Origin of the sequence: Vagococcus humatus, from assembly GCF_003950325.1 — a bacterium.
GTDB lineage: Bacteria > Bacillota > Bacilli > Lactobacillales > Vagococcaceae > Vagococcus_C > Vagococcus_C humatus.
The window spans coordinates 185476-210669 of record NZ_PXZH01000001.1 but is presented as its reverse complement, the minus strand read 5'-3'; the positions used below and the strand labels follow the sequence as shown (position 1 = coordinate 210669).

The window sequence follows — 25194 nt, the reverse complement described above, 5'->3', positions numbered from 1 at the left end:
CATAGAACTTTTTTTAGCTCTATGCCATCTGTTTTTTTATTTTCGACGACGACTTTTTTTTCTGCTTCTTTTTAATTCGTTTTCCATATTAATCACTTTAATCAATGATATTAAGCTAACTACTAACGCTAAAAGACTAGCGACTAAAGCACCAATCAAAATAAAATCTGAAGTTTGTCCACCTGCTAGCATACTACCCCTCCTCATTAAATGTGATCACCATACGTTGCTGTATTTTAATGACTCATCTATTATACTACATGAATTCAAAAAAAATGAAAAGAATAGACAAGAATTTTAAGGAATTTTATCCATCTAAAGCCAAATTATGCTAAGATAGACTCTTGGATAACCGTAATTGGAGGAGTTAATACTAATGAAAAATATTGCTGTGTATTGTGGTTCAAGTCCAGGAAACCAACCTATCTATGCCAAGGCTGCTACCGAATTGGGTCAATGGCTAGTTCAGCATCAGTTAGGCTTAGTTTACGGAGGCTCAAAAATTGGACTGATGGGAAAATTAGCCCAAACTGTTCTCAACCAACAAGGATTTGTTTTAGGGGTGATGCCCCAACATTTAGCAAACAAAGAAATTGCCTTAGAAGGCTTGTCTGAATTTATCTCAGTGCCTGACATGCATACCCGGAAAAAAATAATGATGGACCGTTCTGACGGCTTTATTGCCTTACCTGGCGGATGTGGCACTATGGAAGAAATTTTTGAAGTGATTACTTGGTCACAAATTGGGCTTCATCAAAAACCTTTCGCTTTTTATAATGTAGCTGGCTATTATGATTTTTTAGGAAACTTTTTAGATTACATGGTCAAAGAGGGCTTCACCAAAAAAGAATTAAGAGAGGCTATTTTTATTTCTGATTCTCTTTCAGATATTTATCAGCATTTTCAACACACAGGGACTCCTTTAGAAAAAGATTTTTCAAAAGTAAGTACCTTGTTTTAAACTAATTGTGAGGTGTTTTCATGTTAACCATTATTTTATTAGCTATTTGTGGCTATTTACTAGGCTCTATTCCTTCAGGGGTTTGGATTGGCAAACTCTTTTTTAAAAAAGATATTAGACAATTTGGCAGTGGCAATTCTGGCACAACTAATACCTTTCGCGTACTAGGAAAAAAAGCAGGAGTCACTGTCCTAGTGATGGATATTTTAAAAGGAACCATTGCCACTCTTCTTCCTCAACTATTCCATGTGCCTATTAACCCTTTATGGTTTGGATTAGCAGCTATTTTAGGTCATACTTTTCCTATTTTCGCTGGCTTTAAAGGAGGCAAAGCAGTGGCAACCAGTGCTGGCATGTTGCTAGGCTATCAACCATTATTTTTCGTATATTCTGCCGCTATTTTTGTTATTACCTTATTTATCACTAGTATGGTTAGTCTGGCTAGTATGATTAGCGCGACTTTAATTACGCTATCGACTGTTTTACTTCCTTTCTTCCGGCAACCTATTTTTCCTAAATTTGATTTATTTTTGACTAGTATCGCCTTAGCAGTCACCTTATTTATCTTTTATCGTCACAAAGATAATATTAAACGAATCAAAGAAGGAACAGAAAATAGAGTGCCTTTTGGCTTACATCCTCGCGACAAAACTAAATAATTTATTAAGTTTTCAGTTTATTTTCATATATTTTTACATTTTTTAGGTTTTATTAGAGTTTAATGATATACTGTCATCATATTCTAATAGAAAGTGAGAGATGTATATGATTATTGGAATACCAAAAGAAATAAAAAATAATGAGAGCCGGGTAGGTATTACACCAACTGGAGTACAACTGTTTGTTACACAAGGTCACCAAGTTCATATTGAAACGAACGCTGGGTTAACAGCTGGTTTTACAAATGAAGCCTATAAAGAAATGGGAGCGACGATTGTCAACACTCCTCAAGAAGCTTGGGCAGCTGATATGGTCATCAAAGTCAAAGAACCCCTTCCTTCTGAGTATGTTTACTTACGTGAAGATTTAATTTTATATACATATCTCCATTTAGCTCCTGCTAAGGAATTAACAGATGCATTACTTTTACATAAAACGACAAGTATTGCTTATGAAACGGTTCAGCTATCAGACAATTCTCTTCCTTTATTAACTCCTATGAGTGAAATCGCTGGAAGAATGTCTGTCCAAATCGGAGCAGAATTTTTAGAAAAACCAAAAGGTGGAAAAGGTATTTTACTATCAGGTATTCCAGGCGTTCACCGAGGTAACATCGTCATTATCGGAGGGGGAAATGTTGGAACTAACGCTGCTAAAATTGCCATTGGTATGGGAGCTAATGTCACTATTTTAGATATTTCTCCTAGACGTTTAGGCCAGTTAGATGACTTATTTGGTCACAACATCCAAACTCTACTGTCTAACCCAATTAATATTGCTCGGGCTGTTAAAGAGGCAGACTTAGTGATTGGAACAGTGCTTATTCCAGGAGCTAAAACTCCTACTTTAGTGACTAAAGAGATGGTTCAAAGCATGGAAGCTGGCTCAGTGATTATTGACGTAGCAATTGACCAAGGTGGTTGTATCGAAACCATTGATCACATTACTACCCATGACGAACCGGTTTATGAGCGCTACGGAGTTCTTCATTACGCAGTAGCTAATATGCCAGGTGCTGTTGCTAAAACGTCTACAGTGGCTTTAACAAACGTTACCTTGCCTTACGCTTTAGAAATTGCTAACAAAGGCTTACCTCAAGTCGCTCTTGAAAATGAAGCATTAGCTAAAGGCTTAAATACTTATCAGGGATATTTAGTTAACCCTTCTGTGGCTCATTCACAAAACCGTGAACTAACAGACTTTCAAACACTAGTCTAATTAATTCACAACTTATCACGCAAAAAAGCTTTCCGAATAAATTCGGAAAGCTTTTTTTATTGGACGGTTAACGAATTGTAATGTCATATTCACAATGAAAGCTAGCATGAGGTGGAAGATGATTAATCCCTAATTTTTCTGTTAGTTCTCCGCTACTGTCAACTGCATCTGCAATTCCACACCAAGGTTCAATACAAACAAAAGGAGCTTCTTTAGGGTATGGACTCCAAATCCCGACATAAGGCATGTTTAAGGTGGTTACTTTCACACTATGGTCATGCTCGTCCGTACAAATTTTAAAGGAGTGACGGCCTCTTGTTTCGTAAATTAAGGCATCTTGTTTAAACCATTCCCTTGTCAAATCAATATCACTATTGGTTTGACCTAATGTTTTCTTAGCTGGATCAATGAAAGCCCCTTGTAAAGGAATACGTGTCCGTGACTTTTGAGGAGAGTAGTGTAAATAATAGTCTTCAAACACTTCCTTATCGGTTAAAGGAACGTTAAAACCAGGATGTCCACCTATTGAAAAATAAAGAGGAGCATCAGCTGGATTAGTGACTTGATACTGAACCGCTAAAACATTTTGAGTTAAGGTATAACGAATACGCAGTTCAAATTCAAAAGGATACATCTCACGAGTCTGATTGTTACTGGTCAGTAAAAAAGTCAAGGAAGTATCTGTTTTTTCTTCTAAAGTAAAAATCTGATTTCTAGCAAAACCATGTTGCGTCATGGAATAGGTCTTTCCCTTATAGCAATACTGATCCTCTTTTAACCGACCTACAATGGGAAATAAAACAGGGGCTTTTCTTCCCCAAAATTCAGGGTCCCCTTGCCAAATATATTCAATGCCCGAACTTTTCTGGATAAAACTAGAAAGTTCTGCACCTAATGGTTGAAAGGTGGCTTTTACTTCCGGATTTTCTAAGGTGTACACAAACATCTCTCCTTCTATTCCCGATTCTCTAGCTTCGTTATGTCCATAGTGTATCTAGACTTTTTATAAGATATAGCGACTTAAATCTTGATCTTTTACAATCGCATCTAATTTGTCATTAACGTAATTTTCAGTAATGGTAATGTCACCCATTTGCATATCAGGGGATTCAAACAATAAGTCCTCTAATAATTTTTCTAAAATAGTATGAAGACGTCTTGCTCCAATATTATCAGTTTCCGCATTGACATCGTAGGCAATGTTAGCAATCCGTTCAATAGCTTCCATTGTAAACGTAATGGTAATGTTTTCTGTTTCTAACAAAGCCATATATTGTTTCACTAAAGCATTTTTAGGTTCAGTTAAAATTCGCACAAAATCTTCTGCTGTTAAATCTTCTAGTTCTACACGAATAGGGAAACGTCCTTGTAACTCAGGGATTAAATCACTTGGTTTAGTCAAATGGAACGCCCCTGAAGCAATAAATAATACGTGATCAGTGTGAATCACGCCGTATTTAGTTGTTACTTGAGATCCTTCCACGATTGGTAAAATATCTCGCTGAACCCCTTCTCTAGACACCTCTCCATTTTGTTTAGACCGAGAAGTAATTTTATCAAATTCATCAATAAAAATAATCCCGTGATTTTGAGCCAATTTAATCGCTTCACTATTAATATCAGCTTTATTCACTAATTTTTCTGACTCTTGTTGAATTAAAATATCTCTCGCTTCTGCTACTGTTACCGTGCGTTTAATAGTTTTCTTAGGTGTTAGAGCATCTAGTGTATCAGATAAATCTATCCCCATTTGTTCCAACTGATTGTTCATTGTAGGCACATTAACTTTAGGTTCTGCCATTTCAATCGTGATTTCTTTTTGTTCTAATAACCCTTTATCTAACTGGCTACGAACAGTTTCTCGGCTCACGCGAATCGAGTCTGTCACTTCTTCTGTTTCTTCTTCTGCTTGGCCTTTTTGTAAAGAGGTCATCATTTGCATCATAGCATCCCACTGGTTACCAGATTCTTTTTCCTCTTTTTTAAGACCTGGAACAAGCAATTTTACTAATTGTTCATCTGCTTTTTTACGTGCTTGAGAGTACACTCGGCTATATTGTTGTTCTTCTACAATTTTGATACTTGCTTCAACTAAATCTCTTATCATTGACTCTACATCACGACCAACATAACCGACTTCAGTAAATTTAGTCGCTTCCACTTTAACAAAAGGTGCATTCACAATGTGAGCTAAACGTCGAGCAATTTCCGTTTTACCTACCCCAGTTGGTCCAATCATTAACATGTTTTTAGGTTTAACTTCTTGTTGCATGTCACTATCTAGTTGCATTCTACGGTAACGATTTCTTAAAGCAATCGCTACTGCTCGTTTAGCTGAATGCTGACCTACAATATATTTATCTAATTCAGTTACAATTTCTCTTGGTGTTTTATTTGTCATCATGTCCATTAGGTTTACTCCTCTAAATTTCTTCTACAATAATATTATGGTTTGTGTAAACACAAATATCTCCAGCGATTTCTAAAGCATTTCTTGCAATATCTGCAGCACTTAAATCTGTTGAACCGTGACGTTTCATCGCCCGAGCAGCAGATAAGGCATAGTTGCCTCCTGAACCAATCGCTAAAATGCCGTCATCTGGCGCAATGACTTCTCCTGTACCAGAAATAAGCAACATTTCTTTGTCATTCATCACAATTAATAAAGCTTCTAATTTTTGCATGGCTCTATCTGTACGCCATTCCATAGCAAGCTCTACAGCTGCTCGCATTAAATTTCCTTTGTATTGATTTAATTTAGCTTCAAATTTTCCTTCTAAATTAAAGGCATCTGCTACACTACCAGCAAACCCTACTACTACTTCATTATTATAAATTCGGCGGACTTTTTTAGCCGTTCCTTTCATAATAACGGTTTCGCCCATAGTTACTTGGCCATCACCAGCCATAGCAAATTTGCCATCTTTTTCTACTGCACAAATTGTTGTAGAGTGAAAAGTTGTATATCCCATTTAAAATACCTCCTAAAAACTTTATGCCCGAGGGTGAAAGTTTCGATAATTTTTTTGTAAGTTTTCAGTTGTGACATGTGTGTAAATTTGGGTAGAGGATAAACTAGCATGTCCTAACAACTCTTGAACCGTTCGCATGTCTGCTCCATTATTTAATAAGTGAGTTGCGAAGGTATGCCTTAACATATGCGGATGAATATCTGCGGTTAAACTACTTTTTTTCAAGACTTTTTTTAGTACATATTCCACCCCAGTAGGCGTAATTGGATCTCCGTAATGATTAATAAATACATACTCATGTTCTTTATGATACTTAGCCATAATATCTTTTCTAGTCGTATATAGATACTCTTCTAAAGCATCTTGAGCAAAACTACCAAAAGGAATGTACCGCTCTTTATTGCCTTTTCCCAGAACTAAAAGAACACCTGTCGTAAAATCCAACTGCTTTAAGGTTAAGTTAGTACACTCTGAAACACGCATTCCTGTCCCATATAATAACTCTAACAAAGCCTCATTTCTTTTGTCCAAAGGGTTGTCTCCTTTAACACTGTCAAAAAGAACAGCCATTTCTTTTTCGTAAAAGAAACGGGGCAATTTGTTGGTATATTTTTTTATTTGAACATAGGAAAAAGGGTTTTCAGAAAGTTGTTCATGCGTTAATAAAAACTGATAAAAGGAACGTAAGCTAGAAATTTTCCGACTCACTGTTGCTCGGCTATATTTTTCATCATATAAATAGGATAAATAAACCCGAACGTCATGGTAAGTAATCTGAAAAGGATCACTTTCACCTGTTTTATCCAAAAAATCAAAAAAATCTTGAATATCTTTTTGATAAGCGGATTCTGTTAAGTCAGAATATTGTCTCTCTACTAGTAAATACTCAGAAAATCTGTCTAACCATTGTTTTTTTTTCATGTAAATCACCAACCTCTACTAGTCGTAAATGTATCATACCCATTGCTTGAATACAATTAAATTCAATCATTTTAACAAAATTTTTGCAAAATAAAAACCCTTCCCTAAATAGAAAAGAGTCTTTATTCTGTGATTACTGTTGTTTTTTTAAATCATCTACTAACGCTAGAGAACGATTAGCTAATTGCGTATAACGCTCTTTTTTATCTCGAATTCTTTCTTTAAGAGGAGCAATAATACCAAAATTAGCATTCATTGGTTGAAAATGTTTAGCATCCGTATGGGTAATGTAGTAAGCCATACTACCTAATACTGTTTCAACTGGAAACGTCATAGGCGCTTTATCCTTAGCTAAACGGGCTGCATTCATTCCTGCTAACATACCGCTAGCAGCACTTTCCACATACCCTTCAACGCCAGTCATTTGCCCTGCAAAAAATAAATCTTCCCGTGTGTTAGACTGATACGTTGCTTGCAACAATTCTGGTGATTTTAAGAAAGTATTGCGGTGCATTACACCATATCTGACAATTTCAGCTTGTTCTAAACCTGGAATCATACGAATAATTCGCTTTTGTTCTCCCCATTTTAAATGAGTTTGGAAGCCTACAATATTATATAGAGAAGCTGCAGCGTTATCTTGCCGCAACTGAACCACTGCATAAGGTCGTTTATTAGTTTTAGGATCTTCTAGCCCAACTGGTTTCATCGGTCCAAACAGCATGGTTTTCTCTCCCCGACTAGCCATTACTTCAATTGGCATACACCCTTCAAAATATTTTTCGTTTTCAAATTCTTTTAAAGGAGCAACTTCTGCAGTAACTAAAGCATCTCTAAAAGCGTAAAACTCTTCTCTAGTCATAGGACAATTTAAATAAGCCGCTTCCCCTTTATCATAACGAGATTTCAAATAAACTTTATCCATGTCAATCGAACTTTTTTCAATGATAGGCGCTGCAGCATCATAAAAATATAGCCCTTCACTATGGGTAAATTCTTGAATGGCTTTAGCTAAACCATCTGAAGTCAGAGGGCCGGTTGCGATTACCGTTAAACCATCTGGAATACTTTCTACCTCTTCATCTATTACTGTAACATTCGGGTGATTGCGTAATTGCTCTGTCACCTCTTTAGCAAAACCTTCTCGATCAACTGCCAATGCTCCTCCTGCAGGAACTGCATGCTTATCTGCTGCCATCATAATTAATGAATCAAACTGACGCATCTCTTCCTTTAGTAAACCGACTGCATTGGTAATGTTGTTCGCTCTAAGTGAATTAGAACAAACTAGCTCAGCAAATTGATCGGTATGATGAGCAGGTGTTTTTTTATGTTGACGCATTTCATATAAATGTACTTGTACCCCTGCCTGTGCAATCTGCCAAGCCGCCTCACTTCCTGCTAAGCCAGCTCCAATCACTTTCACTACTTTTTCCATAGTTGCCTCCTTGAATTAGAAGACGACAGTTAGCTAACTGTCGTCAAATTTCTACTGTTTATTTTTGAATAGCTTCCTTGTAATCACAATCACTACAAATGACCTGTTTGCCACCTTTACTTTTCTTCTCAACTAGATACTTGCCACATTTTGGACAATCTCTGCCCACTGGTTTGTTCCAAGAAGTAAAGTCACAGTCTGGATAACGACTACATCCGTAAAACAACCGATTTTTCTTCGATTTACGTTCAATCACTTCTCCTTCATGACAATGTGGACATTTAACCCCAATCTCTTTAATGATTGGTTTTGTATTGCGACAATCAGGGAAATTACTACATGCATAGAATTTACCATATCTACCTAATTTTATCACCATAGGATGACCACAAAGTTCACAATCAAATCCAGCTGGTTCATCTTTGATTTGAATTTTCTCCATGTTTTCTTCAGCATGAGCCAATTCTTTTGCAAAAGGTTGATAGAATCTGTCAATGGTTTCGATCCAATCTTGTTTCGCTTCTGCTACTTTATCTAAATCATTTTCCATTTCTGCTGTAAAGTTAATGTCCACAATTTGTGGGAAAAACTCGACAATTAAGCCGTTAACAATTTCACCTAATTCTGTTGGTTCAAACCGTTTAGCTTGTAGCTTAACATAGTAACGACGCTGAATTGTTTCTAACGTTGGCGCGTAAGTGGAAGGACGTCCTACTCCATTTTCTTCTAACGTTTTAATTAGCGTTGCCTCACTATATCGAGCAGGAGGTTGGGTAAAGTGTTGTTTTGGTTCAAGATCAACAGATTTAACCATTTCTCCTTCTGACAGTTCTGGTAAAATATTTTCTTTTTCTTCTTTACCTTCGTCATTTCCTTCAATATAGACTTTCATAAATCCTGGAAACTTGATTTTAGACCCATTAGCCACAAACATCACGCCATTTTGACCTAATTCAACTCGCATCGTATCTAAAATAGCTGGCTTCATTTGGCTAGCAACCGTTCTTGCCCAAATCAAGCTGTATAACTTCATTTGATCCTTGTCTAAATACTCTTCAATCGAGTTTGGCGTTCTTAAAATACTAGAAGGACGAATGGCTTCATGGGCATCTTGGGCTCCATGTTCCCCTTTAGTGGTTGCTTGTTTTCCTTTAGCATATTCCTCTCCGTAAGTTTCGTTGATATAGTCATACGCTTCAGTTTTAGCTAAGTCAGATAAACGAGTAGAGTCCGTTCTCATATAAGTAATTAAACCGACTGTCCCAGCTTTTCCTAAAGAAATTCCTTCATATAGTTGCTGAGCTACCATCATCGTTTTACGTGTTCTAAAATTCAATTTACGAGCTGCTTCTTGTTGTAAACTACTAGTAGTAAATGGTTTAGCTGGATTTCTTTTTCTTTCTTTTTTAGTAATCTTATCCACAGAAAAATCTTTAGAAGCTAACCTAGACATCACTTCTTTAACATCTGCTTCATTATTTAGCTTTTGTTTTTTACCATCTACTCCATAAAAATTAGCTTTGAATTTCTTTCTCCCTTTTAAAAAGTTACCATCAATACTCCAGTATTCTTCTGGTTTAAACTCTCTAATTTCTTCTTCTCGGTCAATAATCATTTTAAGAGCAATCGATTGAACACGACCTGCACTTAACCCTTTTTTCACTTTCTTCCATAATATAGGGCTAATAGAGTAACCTACTAATCGGTCTAAAATTCGCCGAGCTTGCTGCGCATTCACTAAATCTAAATTAATACTACGAGGTTCTTTAAAAGCTGCTTTAACTGCATCTTTAGTGATTTCATTAAAGACCACTCTGTTTTTATCTTCTAAATCTAAATCTAGGAGATAAGCTAAATGCCAAGCAATCGCTTCTCCTTCTCTATCCGGGTCACTTGCTAAATAAACTTTTTCCGCTTTTTTAGCCAACTTCTTTAAATCTTTAATGACTGGGCCTTTGCCTCGAATAGAAATATAATGAGGCTCATAATTGTTTTCTATGTCTACACCCATTTTACTTTTCGGTAAATCTCTTACATGACCAACACTGGCGACAACTTTATAATTTCTTCCTAAATATTTTTCAATTGTTTTTGCCTTCGCAGGAGACTCAACAATAACTAAGTATTTATATGCCATTTAAATATGTACCACCTTTGATTGTTCTTTATTTAATTTATTTTACTGGTTTCATTAAGTTGAGATGTTATCCCAACAGGAATCGTTAATCATCTTATGCTATTTAGGAATGGTTTGTCAACAATGTTTCTTTTTTGCCCCTATTTTAGAACAAAAATTCTTCTAAAATATCTTCCGGTTGATAAACACACTTAGCACCTAACTGAATGAGTTTTAAACACCCTTTACTTTCCTCTAAACCTATATCTCCCGGTACTGCAAAGACTTCTCGTCCCTCCTCTAAAGCTAGACTAGCTGTAATCAACGTGCCACTTTTTTCTCTAGCTTGAATAACACAAGTTCCTTTGGATAAACCAGCGATGATTCGGTTTCGCATTGGAAAATGATAAGGGTAAGGTGGAGTATTTAATGGGTACTCACTGACAACTAACTGATGCTTCATTAAGTAATGTTGTAAACGTTGATTACTTTTAGGATAACATATATTTAAACCAGAACCAATCACTGCCACCGTTTTCCCCTGATTTTTTAACGCCTCTTGATGACACTTAGTATCAATTCCTTTAGCCAATCCACTAACAATCACTAAAGGATGTGTCACCAGTTTCGGAGAGAATTTCTCCACAACCTCATAACCATATTGAGTAGGTTCTCTTGGTCCAATCATACTGATAGCTGGCTTGTTTAATAGAGAAATATCTCCGGCATAAAATAACCCAACTGGTGGATTATAAATTTGGCTTAAACAAGTAGGATACGCCTGATCTAAAAAAGTAATAAAGGGTTGATGAGTGTACTGAACATAAAAACTTTCCCGTTGATTTTCCACGTAGGCTAGATGAGTTAAAATCTTTTTTTCATACTTTTTCTGAATATTTGCTAGATGAATAATTTCTTCAGGTGATACAGTTACTCTACCTGTTTCTAATACAGATTGGCACACGTTTAAAATGCTTTGATTAGACAACCCTGGCACTTGCTTTAAACAAAAGATCAAAAACTTTAATTTTTCCATAAAAAAACCCTCTTTTCTTACAAACCTTATAAATAAGTTTGCAAAAAAAGAGTGGTTCCATTAAAAATATTCTTTAACAGGTGCAAAGGTTTTTCTATGAATCTCACATGGCCCTTGTTTTTTTAACCCATCTAGGTGAGCTTTTGTGCCATATCCAGCATTTTGAGCAAAGCCGTATCCTGGGTATTTCACATCATAATCTACCATTAAACGGTCTCTTGTCACTTTAGCTATAATACTAGCAGCTGCTATCGAGATACTTTTACTATCTCCTTTAATCAATTTTTCTTGAGGTAACTTAATAGACTCTAACACCATTGCATCTAACAAAAGATAATCTGGAGCAGGGGATAGTTGTTCTACGGCTTGTTTCATCGCTAATTTAGTTGCTTGATAAATATTTAGCACATCAATCTGTTTTTCATCCACTATGCCAACGCCTACACTGATTGCTTGTTCATTGATTTGGTCAAATAAGCTTTCTCGTTTAGCCTTAGATAATTGCTTAGAATCATTTAATTCTATTAATTGACAGTCTACTGGTAAAATAACTGCACTAGCGACAACTGGGCCAGCTAATGGACCACGACCTACCTCATCAATCCCTGCAATAAACTGATACCCTTTTTGGTGTAAGTTTTTTTCATATTGAGATCTTGTTATAAAAGCTGCCATTAATTCTGCTTGCTTTTCTTGTTTTCTTTCCCAACTTTTTACTAACTTCTCCACGCCTTTTCTAGGATCTTGTCGTAACCTATCTAAAAAGGCATCAGTTATGTCTACATCAGCTTCTAAACGGGTTTTAATAGATTTAATCGTCATTTCCGTCATCTGTCACATTCAGCTCCTCATAACGATCTAGCGTATAACGACCTAACTTCCCGCTGCGGATTTCTCTTACGATCATTTCACTGGCTTGCTCGTAATCATCTCTAAATCCTCTTTTTTCCGTAATACGTAATAACTGATCTACTACTGGCAAGTCCATTTCAGCTTCCGTTAATTGATACCGCTCCTGCAGTTGTTTCGGATAAAATCTATTGAAAAAACTTAATCCATATAAAGCGACATCATCCATATACAGTAAACTATCTTTAATTGCTCCTGTTAATGCCAAGCGTTTGCCAATTTCTTCATCTTCAAACCGAGGCCATAAAATACCCGGCGTGTCTAATAATTCTAACTCATTGCCTGCTTTTAACCATTGTTGTCCCTTAGTTACTCCAGGTTTATTTCCAGTTTTAGCAATATTTTTCTTAACTAACCGATTCATCAAGGTTGATTTTCCAACATTAGGAATCCCAATAATCATCACGCGAATCGCTCTTTCTTTAATGCCTTTTTCTGCTTCTTTTTGGCGTTTATCTATTAATAATTTCTTAGATGCCGCCACAATCTGTTTAACTCCTTGACCTTCTTTTGAGTTAATCATCAAACTAGGATGGCCTTCTTCTTCAAAATAATCTTGCCACCGCTTAGTTTGAGCGGGATCTGCTAAGTCGGCTTTATTAAGTAAAATTAGCCGAGGCTTATCTCCTACTATCTCATCCATCATCGGATTTCGACTAGACAAAGGCAATCTTGCATCTACTAGTTCAAAAATCACATCTACAAATTTTAATTTTTCGGTTACTTCACGACGGGCTTTTGCCATATGTCCTGGAAACCATTGAATTGTACTCATACTTTTTAACTCCTTATAACCATTTTATATGAAACAACGGGTAATAAATGAAGCGAGCTTTTCCTACAACGTATTTAGCGTCTACTTCCCCAAAGGACCGACTATCTTTACTCAGTCGCCGATTATCCCCTAAAACAAAGTAAGCATTCTCTGAAATAGCGGGTTGCTCCAAAATTTCCTCACTATCAAAGTTTGTCGTATAGTGAGTACTGGTTCGCTTAATTTTTTGTTTTCCTAAAAAAGGTTCTGCCACTTCTTTTCCATCCACATAAAGTTTGTCATTTTTATAGGCAATTTTTTCATTAGGCAGTCCAATTACTCGCTTAATATATGTATTGCCATTTGGCATTTGAAAAATCACCACATCAAATCGGTTAATCGATGATATTTTTTCATACACAATATGATCATCAGCTTGTAAAGTCGGTTCCATGGAGATACCGTCTACTGTCATAGGGATTAATAAAAATCCACGAATGATAAAAACTAGCATGACAGCTACTACTACCAGCTTTAACCAATACCAAATCCGATCCATTACTGTTGGATTCACTCTGCCACCTCATTTCATACTAGTTGTATCATAATAAAGAAAAGAAAAAATTGCTACTATTTCTTGCCAGTTAAACAAAAAAATAAGAGCCTGAGCTCTTATTTTTTTAAAGTGTCTAATCCTTTGTTGTAAATAACATCGTTTTCTTGGATTAAGGTCATTAATTTTCGCTCTAATAAACTAGCGGTTTCTTTGGTTACCACTCCGTTAGCTGGAAGTTGGTTATCTTGTTGAAAAGCTAAAACAGCTTGTGTAGTTTCATCTGTAAATACTTGTTGCGTTTGATTAACATTATACCCTAAAGCCTTCAACGCTCCGTGAATAGTCTTCACTGCATTTCCTTCCGCACCTTTTTGATAGCTCATTGATTTATCAATTGGGGATAAATAAGCATAGTAAGGATAGTCCACAAAAATAGTAGGTTTTAACCCTTTTTTATGAATCCAAGTACCATCAGGGGTTAACCATTTATTCGTAGTTAATTTTAATTCACTTGACTCAGTTAACCGCTGAACACTTTGGACGGTTCCTTTACCAAAGGTTTTTGTTCCAATAACAGGAATATCTGCAGACTGTTGAACTGCTGCTGCGAATATTTCTGAGGCACTGGCACTTTCATGATCCACTAAGACAACTGTTGGCTCTTTGACTTTAAAACCATGATCTAAATGTTTATCCGCTACAATTTTTTCTTTATTTTGATGTTTGTCACTAAATTTAACAATGGTTTCTCCGTCTTTTAAAAACATACTAGACATTTCAGCAACTTGATCTAACAAACCACCAGGATTTTGTCTTAAATCAATCACCAATTTCTTTGCGCCAGCTTTTCGCATATCTTGAATAGTTTGCTTAAATTCATCAGCTGTATTCTCAGAAAAAGTAGCGACTCTTATATGAGCAACATCGGTTTGCTTTTTGTCTATCTCTCCAAACACAGAATCAATTGGGATAGCATCTCTTACTAAGGTCACGTCAAAGATGTCACTATCTCGTTGAATAGTTAACGTTACTTTTGTTCCTTTTTTACCACGAATTTTAGAAACGATTTTGTTAAGCGGCTGACCATTCACTTCTTTACCATCTACTTTTAAAATCGTATCTTTAGCTCGTAAACGGGCTTTTTCAGCTGGAGACCCTTTAATCGGTGGCTCTACAATTACTGGCATATCATTTTGTAACGACATGGTTGCGCCAATACCTTCAAAACTACCTGAAATAGTCGTATCTAAATCTTCTGCTTCTTGCCCACTATAATAAGCACTATAAGGATCATCTAAGGCACTGGTCATGCCTTTTACTGCTCCGTCAATCAATTTAGTTTGATCCACTTTCCCCACATAGTTTTTTAAAATCGTGTCATAAGTGACCTTGACTTTTTCTAAATCGTCATCTTTTAGATCCCGTCCGAGATAAGCACTTTTTGTAAACTGGCGCATATCCACATAGCGAGTAATGGCAACGGTGCTTCCCACACAAATGATCATCACACTAATTAAAATAATCAAGTGAGATTTATAAGAAATCTGTCTAGTTTCTTTGTTTGGTTTATCATCAGTCATTTTATCACTTTCTTTCTCTTAAAAACATATATTCTTGTTCAAAGTGTATCACGAATACATAACACATTGCAAAATAAAAAAAAGCAAGAAGAGTAAAACTCTCCTCACTTTCATCTGTTTCTTATAAATTCCGTTTTATAACTGTTGTGCTCCGTTATAAACATGTCCTTGACGTGGATCAACTGTTATAAGTGTTCCGTCTTGTAAGATAGTTGTGGCATCTGTTGCGCCTACAATAACTGGAATACCTTTAGCAATTCCTACAACTGCTGCATGAGAAGTTAAACCACCATCTTCAACAATTAAGGCACTAGCTAAGTCAATCGCTGGCATGTAGTCTTTATCTGTTGTTTTCAATACTAGAATAGAACCTTTTTGCGCTTTAGCAATAGCTTCTTCAGGGGTTGTAGCCACAACTGTGTTAGCAATCACAACTTGTGAACCAATCCCTTGTGCTTCTAATAATTTTTCACCAATTAATTGGATCTTCATTAAGTTAGTTGTACCACTTTCACCTACAGGAACTCCTGCTGTAATAATGATAAAGTCACCTTCTGTAGCAAATCCACTATCTTTAGCAATTTGATTAGCTAAAGCAAACATTTCATCTGTTGATGTTGGTTTTTCAACAACCATTGGGAAAACACCCCATGATAGAGATAAGCTACGAGCTGTCCGGTCATCAAATGTTAAAGCGACAATATGAGATTTTGGACGGTATTTAGAAATCATTTTAGCTGTACGGCCAGATTCAGTTGCCGCAACAATTGTTTTAACTCCTAAATTACGAGCAGTGTGACCTACTGATTGTCCAATTGCTTCTGTCATATCTGTTTGACTAAATTGTTTCAAAGCAAAAGCATCTTGATTAACTAAAGCTTCTTCTGTACGAACAGCAATGTTATGCATAGTTTGAACAGCTTCAACTGGATAATCCCCAGCTGCTGTTTCACCAGAAAGCATAATAGCGTCAGTTCCATCGTAAATGGCATTTGCTACGTCACTTGCTTCAGCACGAGTTGGACGTGGATTATGTTGCATAGAATCTAACATTTGTGTAGCAGTAATAACTGGTTTGCCTAAAGCGTTACATTTTTTGATTAAAGCTTTTTGAACGATTGGCACTTCCTCAGTTGGAATTTCAACTCCTAAGTCTCCACGAGCTACCATTAAGCCTTGAGATACTTCTAAGATTTTGTCGATATTGTCGACTCCTTCTTGGTTTTCAATCTTAGGAATGATTTGAACATGAGTCGCATTGTTTCTTTCTAAAATTTCAGTGATTTCTAAAACATCACTAGGACGACGCACAAAACTAGCGGCGATAAAATCAATGTCATTTTTTAGACCAAATTCAATATCTGCTGCATCTTTTTCAGTAATTCCTGGTAAATTAATAGAGGCACCTGGAACGTTAACCCCTTTTTTGTTTTTCAAAATACCTTCATTTAAAACAGTTGTGACAATTTCTCCGTTAACTTTGTCTAATTCTACTACTTCTAAGTCGATTAAACCGTCATCTAATAAGATATGTGTCCCAACTTCTACGTCATCAATTAGATTTTCATAAGTGACAGAAAAACGTTCTTCTGTTCCTTCTACTTCTGTCATAGAGATACGAACTGTGTTGCCTGTAGATAAATGAATAGAGCCATCTTTCATATTGTTTGTGCGAATTTCTGGTCCTTTTGTATCTAATAAAATTGCGACACGTTTGCCAGTAATTTTTTGCGCTTCATGAATGTTTTTAATACGGTTGCCATGTTCCTCGTAATCACCATGTGAAAAGTTTAGACGACAAACGTTCATGCCTGCTTCCATTAATTTCACTAAAGTCTCAACGGATTCACTAGCAGGTCCAATTGTACATACAATTTTTGTTTTCTTCATTCTTTTACGCCCCTATATATAATATTTTAAAATCATAACATTCTTTATTCATTGTTTTAAATTAGAATGATATTTCGTTATTCAAACGGTATAATGATAAATCTGGTTGATGTTTGCCACCTTCAAGGGTTTTAACAATATCACTTGCGACTATTTCATTGTCTTTAATACCAATACATAAGCCGCCTTTACCTTGTTGCAATAGTTCAACAGCTGTCCAGCCAAATTTACTTGCTAAAACTCGGTCTCTAGCAGTTGGAGAACCTCCTCTAACTACGTGGCCTAAAACAGATACTCGTGTATGGAAATCTCCGTAAGTGTCTAATTCTTTACTGAATTTTTCCCCACTCATAACTCCTTCAGCTAAAATAATCAGACAGTGTTTTTTACCACGATCACGGCCTTCTTGAATTTTTTTAGCAACTTTAGACATATCAAAATTATGTTCTGGAATGATAATATCATCAGCTCCACCAGCAACTCCTGCCCATAAAGCAATATCTCCAGCATTACGTCCCATTACTTCAATAATGAAAGTCCGAACGTGAGAAGTAGCTGTGTCACGAATACGGTCAACAGACTCTAATACAGTGTTAATAGCCGTATCAAATCCTATGGTAAAATCTGTGCCTGGAATATCGTTATCAATAGTTCCTGGAACACCAACTGCAGGAAAACCATGTTTAGTTAGTGCTAAAGCTCCGTGATAAGAACCATCTCCACCAATAACAACTAAGCCTTCAATGCCAAATTTTTTCAGTTGTTCAATCCCTTTTAATTGGCCTTCTAATGTCGCAAATTCAGGATAACGAGCAGAATAAAGGAACGTTCCACCACGTTGAATTTTATCTCCAACATCAGCAATTTCTAAACGACGGATATCTCCAGCTACCAAGCCAGCATATCCATAATTAATTCCGTAAACTTCCATCCCATCATAAATAGCTTTTCTAGTTACTGCACGAACAGCAGCATTCATGCCAGGTGCGTCTCCACCACTTGTTAAAACACCAATTCGTTTCATTAGATGTTCACCTCATATATATTTTTGTCCATCATTCATTTGTTTATGTCTGATTTGGGTTTGAATAGTTCTCTTTATCTTTATGTATAAAGTACTCAAACTCTATTTATATTGTAGCATCTTTGTTCTTAAATGTCTTGTTAAACCTTAAAAAAACTTGATTTTTATTAAAAGTGACGTGTTATATAATTCAACGAAACACAATATTTTCTTTCCCGACCAGTTCCTCCAACTTATAGACTAAATCTGACGTCTTATTCACCCAGAATGTTTCATTTAAGACTACTTTTTTATCAGTAGCTTCAACATATAAAATAATCGGGAAATTTCCAGGAAATTGTTGAAAAACGTTTTCTAACTCTAAAGACACAGCTTGATGAGCTAAATGTTTAGGTAATTTGATATATAAAATTTCTTTATTGACTTGTTGATCATAATCACTTGCTAACTGAATAGTGTCAGCTAACATTTGTCTTTCTTGATTGTAGCGACTCAGTTCTACTTTTCCTTCTATTAAATAGACTTGATTTTCTTTTAAGAGGGACCGGTAACGCCGGTAAGCTTTAGGAAAAACTGTAATGGATAAGTCATCTGTACTATCAGATCCTTCTAAAAAGGCCATAAATTCCCCTTTTTTTGTCCGAATTTCTCTGATTTTTTTCACATACAATAAAATTAATCCAACTTCGCCTACTTGTAGTTGTGAAATAAGCCGACCATTTTTAATCACTCGCAACGCTTGATAATCATCAGTTGGATGGGCTGACAAATAAGTTCCTAAATACGTTTCTTCAAAAGCTAACCGCTCTTCGATTGAAAAATCTTCTATAGGTTCTTTTTTAAGACTTAACATTGAAAGCAGGTTCAAACTACCGTTACTAATTAAAATATTTTGCATCAGATTAGGTAAATAAGTTGCCAGTTCTTTTCTGTTCGGATTTAAAGAGTCAAACGCCCCAATGTAAATTAAAGGCAGCACATAATCTTCTTTTAACCAGCGGCGATCAATCCTTAATAAGAAATTCTCAAGAGACTGATAAGCTCCACCCCTTTTTCGCTCCTCTAACATCTGATAAATAAAATCCCGTCTAACTCCTTTTAACGAGCTAAAACCAAATAAAATCTCTTGATGTTGCAAAGAAAAACTATAAAAGCTTTGGTTAATATCTGGCCCTTTAATTTTTATTTGACAGCGTCTAGCCTCTCCAATATATTCTTTTATTTTCGTTAGTTGATGTCTAACTGAATGAAGTAAGGCAGTAAAAAACGGCACAGGATAATGAACTTTTAAATAAGCCATTTGATAGCCAACAAAAGAATAAGCCATAGCATGGGACCGGTTAAACCCATAGTTAGCAAACCGTTCTATATAATCATACACTTGGTTAGCTACTTCTTTTGAATAGCCTTGTTGAACAGAGCCTGTCACAAAGTGTTGGCGCTCCTCATCTAAAACCTCTTTTTTCTTTTTACTAATCGCTCGTCTCAAAATATCTGCTTGACCTAAACTAAAGCCAGCCATTTTAGCCGCTACTTGCATGATTTGCTCTTGGTACACGATAATCCCATACGTATTTTTCAAAATAGAGGCTAAATTAGCATGAGGATAATCAATCGGTAACTGGCCTTTTTTCCGTGCAATAAACAGATCAATGTTTTCCATCGGACCTGGTCGGTATAAAGCATTGACGGCAGCAATATCTTCAATCGAAGTAGGACCTAATTTCCGTAAAACATTCCGAATCCCACTAGACTCAAACTGAAATACCCCGATCGTTTGCCCTTTTTGGAATAAACGAAGGGTATCTGGATCATTCATGGGAATTTTTTTAAGGGTAAAGCTTTTATCTTCTGTTTGCTGAATGTAAGTCATAGTATCATCTAAAATAGATAAATTTCTAAGACCTAAAAAATCCATTTTCAATAAACCTAATGCTTCTACATCCCCCATCGTTAACTGGGTTAGAGGAATTCCTTGGCTTCCTTCTTGTAACGGCACAATATCTGTTAAAATTTTGTCACTGATTACCACTCCAGCAGCATGGGTGGAAACATGTCTTGGTAGTCCTTCTAATTGCTGGGCTACTTGAAACAATAACTGATAACGAGCAGATTTTTGAGTGAGCTGTTGTAAGCTTTTTGACTGTTGATAAGCTTCCTTTAAGCTAATTTTCAATTGATTAGGTACGGCATTAGCCCATTCATTCGCTTCAGATTGTGACAACCCAAACACCCTAGAAACATCTCTTAACACCATCTTCGCTGCCATAGTTCCAAAGGTGGCGATTTGAGCCATATGGTACTTACCATACTTTTGATGCACGTAAGCTAATACTTCTTCTCGCCGATTGTCTGGCAAATCAATATCAATATCTGGCATAGTGTAACGCTCTTTATTTAAAAAACGTTCAAATAATAAATCATATTGAATAGGATCCACATCGGTAATATTTAATACATAGGCTACTAAAGAGCCTGCCGCTGAGCCTCGACCAGCCCCAGTCACAATTTGATGAGTGTGAGCATAATGAAGAACATCCCAGACAATTAAGAAATAATCATCAAAGCCCATATCATGAATGACTTGTAACTCCATCTCTAGTCGTTGCCTATAAGCTGAAGTCGGCTGTTTCACTCTAAGCGGCAACTGTGCTAAACACAGCTCTCTTAGATAACTTCTAGCATCATGGGGACTAGGAACAGCATAACTAGGTAACAACGTTTGGCCAAAAGTTAGTTCACATTGACAGTTTTCTCCAATGTAAGAAGCATGATCTAATGCGTCTTGTAACCCATACCGCTGAAACTTATCTTGCATGTTTTGACTATCTGGCAAATAAAACACGCCAGTTTGCTGGAATATATCTCCTGTCATCTTTGTCCCTTGTTGGATATGATCTAGAACCCGAAGAGCAAAATCATCACTTGGATGTAGGTAACGCACATCTTGCAAACTAACTAAGGGAACCTTAGCTTTTTGTAATTGTTTCGCCCACTTCACATGTTCTTCCGAGTCTTCGTGAATACTAACGCCTTGAAATAGACTGTCTGAATCACATACTTCAGCAAATTGCTGCCAAAGTTTTAAAAAGGCTGGCAAATCCTGATTCAAGCGATATTGACTGGCAGCTTCCCCTTCTCCGCTTGGAAAAATGACAAATAAATGGGATAAATAATCTTTTATTGTTTGAAAATTAACGGGTTTGTTTTCTAGGTTATCCATTTTCAACGTAGATAGCTCTAGCAAATGCTGATAGCCTAGTTGATCTTTGGCCAGTAAAATTAAAGGATACTCCTGTCCTTGATTTTCATACATAAGAGTTAAGCCTAAAATAGGATGAATGTGATAGCGTTGGCAAGCCTTATAAAATTCCACTACTCCAGACATAACATTTAAATCAGTAATCGCTAAAGCCTGGTAGCCATATTCTTTAGCTTTAGCGACATAACTATCAATTCGAATGGTACTTTTTAACAAGGAATAAGATGTTAAAACTTGTAATTGGGTATACAATCTATCCCTCCTTTTCACTTACTATTAAAAATTATTATAGCATGAATTCAGAAAATCCTTTTGAATTAACTTACTCTTTTCATTTTAAAATGAATATGATAAACTTCAGTATGAAGAGAGGTGTTAGTTCATGCGCGCAACCATCGTTTTAATTTGGTCATTAATTTTAGGACAAATTATTTCTTATTTAGGAGCAGCTTTAAATCACGGTGCTTATGATTTTAAACAAGCTTTAATGAGCTCAATCGTTATTGCCATTAGTGTGTTAATCATTGGCAACCTATCACAGCCTTCTAAGAAACCGGCAAAATAACTAAGGTATAAACCATTAAAAGAGTAAGGAGAATTGTTCTCCTTACTCTTTTTTTAAGCTCTTTAGATTTTTTTGCCAAAGGTACCTCTAAAATTAATCAAGGTCACGATAATATTGACAAAAATAAACAAACCAGTCCCAATAAACACTCCTCGGTAGCCATATAAACTAGCAATAGTCGATCCCACTAAAGGACCTAATACTTGACCAAAGTTTAAAGACATTTGATTGTAGCTAAAAATTCTACTTACACCATCTTTTGGCGTGATTTTACTAATAATCGCATTAACAGAAGGCATCATAGCCCCAGTTGAAAAGCCCATTAAAAACCGCAACACCCCTAACTGAAAAGGTGTTTGAACTAAGGACATAGGGACAATACAGACAAAAAAGCCAATTAACCCAATAAGTAAAATATTTTGATTACCAAACCGGTCCCCTAACTTTCCTAAAAAAGGGGAAGAAATAAACGCAGAAACCCCTGCCACTGAAACAATTAAGCCACTAATAAACAAAATATTATCTCGCCCACTACCTAACTCCTGAATATAGAGAGTTAAAATAGGACTAATACTAGTAATCCCTAATTGTAAAATCAAAGTGGTTAAAAATAAACCAAATAATAAAGAAGGTTTCTCAATTTTTTCAAATACTTCTTTAGTAGAAATTAAATCCTTTTTCTGAACAGGTTCAAAATCTTCTTTAATAAATACTACAGTTAAAATAGTATTGATTAACAGAATAGCTCCTGTAATTAAAAACACATTACGAATACCAAACGTCTGAGCTAACAGTCCTCCCATTAAAGGGCCAATCAAAGTACCTGCTACTGAGCCAGTTGCCAAAGTTCCAAGAGCCCAACCGCTTTTTTCTAAAGGGGCTTGTGAGGCAATCATCGCTGTAGCATTAGGGATATAACCAGATAACACACCCGTTAAAAATCTAAAAACTAACAGCATTTTGACATCGTGAACGAAGGCTAAAGCTCCCATAGTTAACATCATCCCTGCAGCAGCTCGAACCATCATTAATTTACGTCCCCGCCTGTCTGCTAAATTTCCCCAAAGAGGTGATACAACTCCTGAAGCCAAAGCCGTCACACTAATTGCTAATCCTGCATAAAATTCCACTTTATTAGTAGGGGCACCTAATTGCTTAATATAAACTGGAATAAATGGCATAACCAAACTAAAACTAGCCCCTGTAAAAAAACACCCAATCCAAGCAATATACATATTTCGTTTCCAGTCCACTTTCATCCGCATCTCTCCCTATTCTTATTGATTCTCTTATCTTTAGTTTAACAAACTACCATAAATAAACAAATATAACACTTGTTTTGTATATCATAAAAAAAGAGACTAACAATTAGGTTAGCCCCTATTTATCCTTATTTTGGACACCATGCAAAACCAATTGCTTTTTCACCTAAGTGAGTCCCAATAACTGGACCAAAGCTACCGACTTGAATTTCGATGTTTGGACATTTTTCTTTCATCGTTGTCACTTCAAGTTCAGCAAAGGCTTGATGATTCGCGTGAATAATAAAATACTTCATTGGCTGTTTCGTTTTTTTATACTGTTTAGCCATTAAATCTTCCGCACGAGCAAAGGCTTTTTTAGAGGAGCGAATCTTTTCTGATAAGATGATTTGACCATCATTAAAAGTTAAAATTGGTTTGATTTTTAATAATGTACCAATTAAGGCAGCCCCATTTTTCAGGCGGCCTCCTCTAACTAAATTATTTAAATCATCTACAATCATAAAGGCCTCTGTTCCTTCACGAATTTCCGTTAATTTTTCTAAAATTTCTTTTGGTGTTTGATTATTTCCAGCCATCTCTAAAGATTTTTCTACCATATACCCCATTGGCATACTAGTTATTTTAGAATCAAAGGGATAAATCTTCACCCCTTCTACTCCTGGAGCTACTGCAGTTAAGTTACGCACAAAACCGGAAATACCAGAAGACATATGAATACTAATGACAGTATCATATCCTTCTTTGGCAATATCTCGGTAAGTTTCTAAAATCTCTCCTATTGAGGGTTGAGAGGTAGTTGGAAATTGCTGACTATGATTTAACACATCATAATAGTCATCCGATGCTATATCAATCCCTTCATTGTAAATTTTACCATCAATGATAACTGGAATTGGTATAATGAACAAATCAGGATGATTTTTTATATCGTTAGATAAAAAGGCTGTACTATCTGTTACAACAGCTGTTTTCATGATTTAACCTCACTTCTTTATTAAACATATTAATACTATATCATACTTGACACACCATGAACACGGCTTATTAGTTAGTTTAAAAATGCTTGAACAGCTTTAGCATTCATTTGTTCATCAATTTCTAACACACTTCCGGCCCCGTCGTAATAGCCGTTTTCCCAAGAGTTTTCGACAGGAATCACTAATTTTTCAAGGGGTTTATTTCTCTTAAACACCACGTCTTTTACTAAGCTAGGATAGATAGATGAGGGAATGTTAGTGGTAGTATACCCTTGGATTTTACCTAAAGTTTTAGGCAGATGAGCCACATTGCTAATGGAGGTACCTTGTTGGAATAAAGCGTTCATCACTTGTTGCTGACGTCTTACTCGGCCAAAATCTCCCTCTTCATCTTTTCTAAACCGTGCATACTGTAAAGCTGTATGACCATCCATCTGTTGAACACCTTTTGCAATATCTACCCCGTCTAAATTTAAATCTTTTTCTGCATCAATCTCTAATCCTTTTGGACAAAGAGTATCGATAACTTTAGGAAAAGAGGAGAAATTAACAATAGCATAGTACTGCACATCCACTTGGAAGGTTTGCTGAATCGTTTCTCTAACTAACTCTGGTCCCCCGTATGAATAAGCGGCATTAATTTTGTTATATCCTACTTCTGGAATATTAACCAAAGTGTCTCGCATAAATGAAACTAATTTAGGTGTTTTTTCATGTTTATTATAATGAGCAATCATAATAGAGTCTGACCGACCCATATCTTCTCCTCTTGAATCACTGCCAAGAAGTAACACATTAATATCATCAGAACGACTTTTTTCACCTTTAAAATCTTCTACTTTGATTTCTTTAAATCCTTGGTCATGTCTAGCTTGCCTCATACCTGAACGGTACTCATATAAACAAAAAGCAGCGATCATAATAATAACAAATAAAATAACTTTAGCAATCGGTTGAATAATAGCAACAGAACCTCGCTGTGTCTTTTTGTCTCTTTTTTTATTTTTAGGTTGTTTCGGTTTTTTTTCTACAGGTGCATCATTTCCGTGATACTTTTCCATTCTTGACATACGCATACCTTCTTTTAATT

Annotated in this window: 22 protein-coding genes; 4 read left to right on the top strand and 18 right to left on the bottom strand. The window is 36.0% G+C overall.

Annotation, left to right across the window (positions count from 1 at the left end; all coding sequences use genetic code 11):
* Window positions 1-36 precede the first annotated feature (36 nt).
* Window positions 37-192, bottom strand: a complete 156-nt coding sequence (locus C7P63_RS10240; protein WP_165863735.1) for a hypothetical protein — start codon at window positions 190-192, stop codon at window positions 37-39.
* A gap of 184 nt (window positions 193-376) precedes the next feature.
* On the opposite strand from C7P63_RS10240, the gene C7P63_RS01015 reads away from it, so the two are divergent.
* The 3 genes from C7P63_RS01015 (at window position 377) to ald (ending at window position 2839) form a co-directional block, all read left to right on the top strand.
* Window positions 377-961: an LOG family protein gene (locus C7P63_RS01015; RefSeq protein WP_125942299.1), complete on the top strand. Its 585-nt coding sequence runs from the start codon at window positions 377-379 to the stop codon at window positions 959-961.
* 20 nt (window positions 962-981) lie between these two features.
* Complete coding sequence (plsY, locus tag C7P63_RS01010; RefSeq protein WP_125942298.1) at window positions 982-1620, top strand: glycerol-3-phosphate 1-O-acyltransferase PlsY; 639 nt, start codon at window positions 982-984, stop codon at window positions 1618-1620.
* Window positions 1621-1726: 106 nt separating this feature from the next.
* On the top strand, window positions 1727-2839 hold the full coding sequence (gene ald, locus C7P63_RS01005; protein ID WP_125942297.1) for an alanine dehydrogenase: 1113 nt from the start codon (window positions 1727-1729) through the stop codon (window positions 2837-2839).
* 67 nt (window positions 2840-2906) lie between these two features.
* Here ald and C7P63_RS01000 read toward each other — a convergent pair whose 3' ends face one another.
* From C7P63_RS01000 to dnaE, 14 genes are all read right to left on the bottom strand, one after another.
* On the bottom strand, window positions 2907-3779 hold the full coding sequence (locus C7P63_RS01000; RefSeq protein WP_243640776.1) for an aldose 1-epimerase family protein: 873 nt from the start codon (window positions 3777-3779) through the stop codon (window positions 2907-2909).
* A 63-nt stretch (window positions 3780-3842) separates the two neighbouring features.
* Window positions 3843-5243: an ATP-dependent protease ATPase subunit HslU gene (gene hslU / locus C7P63_RS00995; RefSeq protein ID WP_125943047.1), complete on the bottom strand. Its 1401-nt coding sequence runs from the start codon at window positions 5241-5243 to the stop codon at window positions 3843-3845.
* A 19-nt stretch (window positions 5244-5262) separates the two neighbouring features.
* On the bottom strand, window positions 5263-5811 hold the full coding sequence (gene hslV, locus C7P63_RS00990) for an ATP-dependent protease subunit HslV (protein WP_125942295.1): 549 nt from the start codon (window positions 5809-5811) through the stop codon (window positions 5263-5265).
* 21 nt (window positions 5812-5832) lie between these two features.
* A complete protein-coding gene (xerC, locus tag C7P63_RS00985) occupies window positions 5833-6732 on the bottom strand; it encodes a tyrosine recombinase XerC (protein WP_125942294.1) in 900 nt (299 codons plus the stop codon).
* A 133-nt stretch (window positions 6733-6865) separates the two neighbouring features.
* On the bottom strand, window positions 6866-8170 hold the full coding sequence (gene trmFO / locus C7P63_RS00980) for a methylenetetrahydrofolate--tRNA-(uracil(54)-C(5))-methyltransferase (FADH(2)-oxidizing) TrmFO (protein ID WP_125942293.1): 1305 nt from the start codon (window positions 8168-8170) through the stop codon (window positions 6866-6868).
* 58 nt (window positions 8171-8228) lie between these two features.
* Window positions 8229-10307: a type I DNA topoisomerase gene (topA, locus tag C7P63_RS00975; RefSeq protein WP_125942292.1), complete on the bottom strand. Its 2079-nt coding sequence runs from the start codon at window positions 10305-10307 to the stop codon at window positions 8229-8231.
* 145 nt (window positions 10308-10452) lie between these two features.
* Entirely contained in the window at window positions 10453-11322 is an 870-nt protein-coding gene (dprA, locus tag C7P63_RS00970; protein ID WP_125942291.1) for a DNA-processing protein DprA, read from the bottom strand.
* A 60-nt stretch (window positions 11323-11382) separates the two neighbouring features.
* Complete coding sequence (locus tag C7P63_RS00965; protein ID WP_125942290.1) at window positions 11383-12153, bottom strand: ribonuclease HII; 771 nt, start codon at window positions 12151-12153, stop codon at window positions 11383-11385.
* On the bottom strand, window positions 12134-13006 hold the full coding sequence (gene ylqF, locus C7P63_RS00960; protein ID WP_125942289.1) for a ribosome biogenesis GTPase YlqF: 873 nt from the start codon (window positions 13004-13006) through the stop codon (window positions 12134-12136). Before ylqF ends, C7P63_RS00965 begins: the two co-directional genes overlap by 20 nt.
* A 13-nt stretch (window positions 13007-13019) precedes the next feature.
* A complete protein-coding gene (lepB, locus tag C7P63_RS00955; protein WP_125943046.1) occupies window positions 13020-13544 on the bottom strand; it encodes a signal peptidase I in 525 nt (174 codons plus the stop codon).
* A gap of 113 nt (window positions 13545-13657) precedes the next feature.
* Window positions 13658-15121, bottom strand: coding sequence for a S41 family peptidase (locus C7P63_RS00950; RefSeq protein WP_125942288.1), 1464 nt, complete (start codon window positions 15119-15121; stop codon window positions 13658-13660).
* 135 nt (window positions 15122-15256) lie between these two features.
* Complete coding sequence (gene pyk / locus C7P63_RS00945) at window positions 15257-17011, bottom strand: pyruvate kinase (RefSeq protein ID WP_125942287.1); 1755 nt, start codon at window positions 17009-17011, stop codon at window positions 15257-15259.
* Window positions 17012-17072: 61 nt separating this feature from the next.
* Entirely contained in the window at window positions 17073-18035 is a 963-nt protein-coding gene (gene pfkA / locus C7P63_RS00940; RefSeq protein WP_125942286.1) for a 6-phosphofructokinase, read from the bottom strand.
* A 190-nt stretch (window positions 18036-18225) separates the two neighbouring features.
* Window positions 18226-21549 carry a DNA polymerase III subunit alpha gene (gene dnaE / locus C7P63_RS00935; RefSeq protein WP_125942285.1) on the bottom strand — a complete coding sequence of 1108 codons (3324 nt, stop codon included), beginning with the start codon at window positions 21547-21549 and terminating at the stop codon, window positions 18226-18228.
* Window positions 21550-21679: 130 nt separating this feature from the next.
* Here dnaE and C7P63_RS00930 point away from each other — a divergent pair, with 130 nt between their 5' ends.
* The gene (locus tag C7P63_RS00930) at window positions 21680-21862 is read left to right on the top strand and encodes a YjzD family protein (RefSeq protein WP_125942284.1); all 183 of its coding nucleotides are present in this window, start codon (window positions 21680-21682) and stop codon (window positions 21860-21862) included.
* Between the two features lie 62 nt (window positions 21863-21924).
* Here the strand turns inward: C7P63_RS00930 and C7P63_RS00925 are convergent, their stop codons facing one another.
* The 3 genes from C7P63_RS00925 to C7P63_RS00915 form a co-directional block, all read right to left on the bottom strand.
* Window positions 21925-23121, bottom strand: a complete 1197-nt coding sequence (locus C7P63_RS00925) for a multidrug efflux MFS transporter (RefSeq protein WP_125942283.1) — start codon at window positions 23119-23121, stop codon at window positions 21925-21927.
* Between the two features lie 131 nt (window positions 23122-23252).
* Complete coding sequence (locus tag C7P63_RS00920; RefSeq protein WP_125942282.1) at window positions 23253-24101, bottom strand: DegV family protein; 849 nt, start codon at window positions 24099-24101, stop codon at window positions 23253-23255.
* A gap of 74 nt (window positions 24102-24175) precedes the next feature.
* A complete protein-coding gene (locus tag C7P63_RS00915) occupies window positions 24176-25174 on the bottom strand; it encodes an LCP family protein (protein WP_243640775.1) in 999 nt (332 codons plus the stop codon).
* Window positions 25175-25194: the final 20 nt, after the last annotated feature.

Bases quoted from the DNA above. Each gene is read 5' to 3' on its own strand.
- hslV (WP_125942295.1), bottom strand. From the start codon at position 5,811: ATGGGATATACAACTTTTCACTCTACAACAATTTGTGCAGTAGAAAAA.
- hslU (WP_125943047.1), bottom strand. From the start codon at position 5,243: ATGATGACAAATAAAACACCAAGAGAAATTGTAACTGAATTAGATAAA.
- ald (WP_125942297.1), top strand. From the start codon at position 1,727: ATGATTATTGGAATACCAAAAGAAATAAAAAATAATGAGAGCCGGGTA.
- trmFO (WP_125942293.1), bottom strand. From the start codon at position 8,170: ATGGAAAAAGTAGTGAAAGTGATTGGAGCTGGCTTAGCAGGAAGTGAG.
- pyk (WP_125942287.1), bottom strand. From the start codon at position 17,011: ATGAAGAAAACAAAAATTGTATGTACAATTGGACCTGCTAGTGAATCC.
- C7P63_RS00925 (WP_125942283.1), bottom strand. From the start codon at position 23,121: ATGAAAGTGGACTGGAAACGAAATATGTATATTGCTTGGATTGGGTGT.
- C7P63_RS00950 (WP_125942288.1), bottom strand. From the start codon at position 15,121: ATGACTGATGATAAACCAAACAAAGAAACTAGACAGATTTCTTATAAA.
- topA (WP_125942292.1), bottom strand. From the start codon at position 10,307: ATGGCATATAAATACTTAGTTATTGTTGAGTCTCCTGCGAAGGCAAAA.
- dprA (WP_125942291.1), bottom strand. From the start codon at position 11,322: ATGGAAAAATTAAAGTTTTTGATCTTTTGTTTAAAGCAAGTGCCAGGG.
- plsY (WP_125942298.1), top strand. From the start codon at position 982: ATGTTAACCATTATTTTATTAGCTATTTGTGGCTATTTACTAGGCTCT.
- C7P63_RS00930 (WP_125942284.1), top strand. From the start codon at position 21,680: ATGCGCGCAACCATCGTTTTAATTTGGTCATTAATTTTAGGACAAATT.
- ylqF (WP_125942289.1), bottom strand. From the start codon at position 13,006: ATGAGTACAATTCAATGGTTTCCAGGACATATGGCAAAAGCCCGTCGT.
- C7P63_RS00965 (WP_125942290.1), bottom strand. From the start codon at position 12,153: ATGACGGAAATGACGATTAAATCTATTAAAACCCGTTTAGAAGCTGAT.
- C7P63_RS01015 (WP_125942299.1), top strand. From the start codon at position 377: ATGAAAAATATTGCTGTGTATTGTGGTTCAAGTCCAGGAAACCAACCT.
- lepB (WP_125943046.1), bottom strand. From the start codon at position 13,544: ATGGATCGGATTTGGTATTGGTTAAAGCTGGTAGTAGTAGCTGTCATG.
- C7P63_RS00920 (WP_125942282.1), bottom strand. From the start codon at position 24,101: ATGAAAACAGCTGTTGTAACAGATAGTACAGCCTTTTTATCTAACGAT.
- C7P63_RS00915 (WP_243640775.1), bottom strand. From the start codon at position 25,174: ATGTCAAGAATGGAAAAGTATCACGGAAATGATGCACCTGTAGAAAAA.
- xerC (WP_125942294.1), bottom strand. From the start codon at position 6,732: ATGAAAAAAAAACAATGGTTAGACAGATTTTCTGAGTATTTACTAGTA.
- C7P63_RS10240 (WP_165863735.1), bottom strand. From the start codon at position 192: ATGCTAGCAGGTGGACAAACTTCAGATTTTATTTTGATTGGTGCTTTA.
- pfkA (WP_125942286.1), bottom strand. From the start codon at position 18,035: ATGAAACGAATTGGTGTTTTAACAAGTGGTGGAGACGCACCTGGCATG.